This is a genomic window from Cellvibrio sp. (genome assembly GCF_053579595.1).
On the sequence record NZ_JBRFPI010000438.1, the window covers coordinates 1 to 3,534 of the forward strand.

Here is a 3,534-nt window from a genome sequence, read left to right on the forward strand (position 1 = left end):
GTTGGGGATCATGGCGCGGTAAACCATTACATCAGTATGTGCGCAGCCGATTACGTCGCTGGATTTCAGCAGTGGTCTGATGCGTTGCAATCACATTTTATTGCGATGCAATTAACTTCCCTAGCAACGCAATAGCCGCTTCCGTAGCTTTATTCCACGGCTGGCCGTAATTGATGCGCGCGCAGTTGCGAAAGCGTTGCGTGGCAGAAAATATTGGCCCGGGTGCGATGCTGATCCCCTGTGCCAGCGCGAGAGCAAATAATTTCAGCGTGTCTATGTGTTCCGGAAATTCCACCCACAAAAAATAACCGCCGCCCGGCTGAGTCACTTTGGTCTGTGCAGGAAAATAACGGGCGATAGCGGCGAGCATCAACTGCTGTTGTGTTTCCAAAGTCTCACGCAATTTTCGTAAATGACGATCATAACCGCCATGTTGTAAATAATCGGCGATGGCAACTTGTGCCGGAACTGACGGCGATATGGTGGTCATCAATTTCAAACGATGGATTTGTTCAGTGTAACGCCCTGCTGAAACCCAACCGACACGATACCCCGGTGCCAGATTTTTTGAAAAAGAGCCGCAGTGCATGACTAATCCGGCGCGGTCAAAAAATTTGATGGGTTTGGGTGGTGTGTTGCCGAAATACAATTCTGCATAAACATCGTCCTCAATCAGCGGCACTTGATGTTGGTGCAGCAAATCATACAGCGATTGCTTTTTTTCATCACTCATAGAAGCGCCGAGTGGATTGTGAAAACTGCTCATAAACCAGCAGGCTTTAATCGGCAACCGCTGCAAACTTTCTTGCAGGCTTGGCAAGTGAATGCCATCGCGCGGGTGCACCGGAATTTCAACCGCTTTTAATTGCAATCGTTCGAGAATTTGTAGGGCGGCATAAAACGTGGGCGATTCAATCGCGACCAGATCACCCGGTTGAGTGACGACTTGCAAGCATAAATTCAAGGCTTCCAATGCGCCGTTGGTGATGACCAATTCATCAGGTGAATTCATTTCACCGTTCATCATCCCGTTCATCATATAGCGCAGGGCAATTTGGCGGCGCAGGTGGGGGTTGCCCGAGGTCATATCGGCGAGAATAGCCCGTGCGGGTAAATGCTGAACACTTTTGCTCATAGAGCGCGCCAAACGCGCGAGGGGAAATAAATCCGGGCTGGGAAATGCTGAGCCAAAGGGAATGGTGTCGGGGTCTTTAATCGACCCCAATATTGAAAACACCAATTCACTTACGTCAACGTCGGTGCTATCGGCATTGGCTACACTCATTTCCGGTTCGGCTAAAGCACGTTTGGCTTGCGCGCGCACAAAATAACCCGAGCGTGCCCGCGCTTGAATCAAGCCGCGGCTTTCCAATAAATAATAGGCTTGAAATACCGTGGCCTGGCTCACGCCATGGGTTCGGCTCGCAGTGCGCACGGAAGGCACTTTCTCATTTTCGGCGAGCACACCGGTGCGAATTAATTGCGCAATATCATCGGCCAGGCTTTCGTAAAGTTTCATAGGGAGGCATAGAGATTCATTGCTGATTCACCGATTTATGCGCGTCTTAACCAAAATAATTTAAAACGCCGGATAAATAAAATTCGCCGCTTCGCGCGTGCTTAGCTTGTTGCTATCAACCAACACAAAATCAAAATGGGTCATACCGGATTCTGCACTGGTTCCTTTCATGACAACACTCATCGGCATATCCACAATTTCGCCGGGTTTTAAATCAAGTGTGAAGTTGCGTGCAAGTGATAAGCGCGCGTCATTGGCAATGTGCAACTCATAGTGCGCAGGCATTTGGGTTTTGTTGGTAATTTTTAACCGATACACATTGACGATATCGCCATCACTATTTTTGCGATACAGCACCGTGCGATCTTTTACCACACTCATATCCACCAGTTCACGTGCATCCAACGCAAACCATAACGCACCCAACATAATGACGATAGCTGTTGTATAAGCCACCAAGCGCGGACGCAACATTCGCGTGGGTTCACCGGCGAGTGCGGCTTCGGAAGTATAACTGACCAAGCCGCGCGCGTAGCCCATTTTATCCATCACCTCATCGCAGGCGTCGATGCAGGCAGCGCAGCCAATGCAATCCATTTGCAAACCATCGCGAATATCAATGCCGGTCGGGCAAACCTGTACGCACATATAACAGTCGATGCAATCGCCTAAACCGAGTGCTTTGGGATCTTCATCTTTTTTGCGCGACCCGCGTGTATCGCCACGTGCGGCATCGTAAGAAATCACTAATGTATCGCGATCAAACATCACACTCTGGAAGCGCGCGTAGGGGCACATATGCAGGCAAACTTTTTCACGCACCCAACCGGCGTTGAGGTAGGTGAGTGCGGCCACAATAAACACCCAAATCGCGCTGGTAGAAAACCATTCCAATTGCAGCAAATTCACGGTTAATTCGCGCACCGGAATAAAGTAGCCAACAAACGCGATGCCGGTGGCAATACTCATCGCCAACCACACACTGTGTTTGGCACTGCGCTTGGCGATTTTGGAAAATGACGCGGGCGCGCTATTGAGTTTAATGCGCTGGTTGCGATCGCCCTCGGTGATATTTTCGACCCACATAAACGCCCAGGTCCACACACTTTGCGGGCAGGTGTAACCGCACCAGACGCGTCCGGCAACCATAGTGACCGCAAATAATAAAAATGCGCCGATAATCATCACCAGCGAGAGCAGCATAAAATCCTGCGGCCAAAAAGTCGTACCAAACACGTGAAACTGACGCGTGTCCAAATCCCACAATATTGCCTGATGACCGTTCCAATTAATCCATGAAGTCCCAAAAAATAGCAGTGCCAGCACGCCAGCGCCAAGGATTCGCAAATTGCGGAAGCGACCGCTAAAGCTGCGTGTAACAATCTGGCCGTCGATGTTGGTTGCCTTGGGTGTAGGCAGGTTTTTGGTGGGAATTAACAGGGGGCTGCCGGTGTTGCTCATGGTTGCGTCTCATCCACAGTGATGCTGCTCACTATGGATGGTCATCTGTACTAAAAACAGATTCAGATAATCGATAAAAAACCGGTGCAGATGAGTTAGCTACAGGTCACAGGGTTGGGTGATAACGCCGCCGGCAACCCAAACACCGCATCAAAAGCCCAGTTGAAGATAAACGTGTAAAACAAGAAAAACACCAGCAAACCCAAGTCCAAAAGCAAGGCTTCGATAAAATTGACCTCCAGCCACCAGGCGAGGACCGGCACCAAAAAGACTACCAAGCCGCCCTCAAAACCCACCGCATGTAATACACGGATACCCAGGCTGCGCCCCTGATGTTTACGATGTTTTTCCCAGAGTTCAAAGCCATAGTTAAAGGCCAAATTCCACAATATGGCAATGGCCGAGGCGACGACGGCAATGCCGAGCGAGTTGGCGGCGTCGGCGTTACTGATCAGTTTTAATAAGATCGCCGACAGCACAATCGCCACCAGTTCGTACAAACCGACATAGATGACACGACGTTTTACCCCTTGCATATCCACCTCTGCTAAATC

At 50.0% G+C, this 3,534-nt stretch carries 3 protein-coding genes; all 3 read right to left on the reverse strand.

The window, feature by feature from the left end:
- Positions 1 to 97: 97 nt before the first annotated feature.
- Positions 98 to 1,519 (reverse strand): GntR family transcriptional regulator MpaR, encoded by a 1,422-nt coding sequence (gene mapR, locus ACWA6V_RS19250; RefSeq protein WP_449524008.1) that lies wholly within the window; start codon positions 1,517 to 1,519, stop codon positions 98 to 100.
- A 60-nt stretch (positions 1,520 to 1,579) separates the two neighbouring features.
- Positions 1,580 to 2,980 carry a cytochrome c oxidase accessory protein CcoG gene (gene ccoG / locus ACWA6V_RS19255; RefSeq protein ID WP_449524009.1) on the reverse strand — a complete coding sequence of 467 codons (1,401 nt, stop codon included), beginning with the start codon at positions 2,978 to 2,980 and terminating at the stop codon, positions 1,580 to 1,582.
- A 95-nt stretch (positions 2,981 to 3,075) separates the two neighbouring features.
- Positions 3,076 to 3,534, reverse strand: a 459-nt coding sequence (locus tag ACWA6V_RS19260) for a PACE efflux transporter (protein ID WP_449524010.1), incomplete at its 5' end; no start/stop codon positions are given.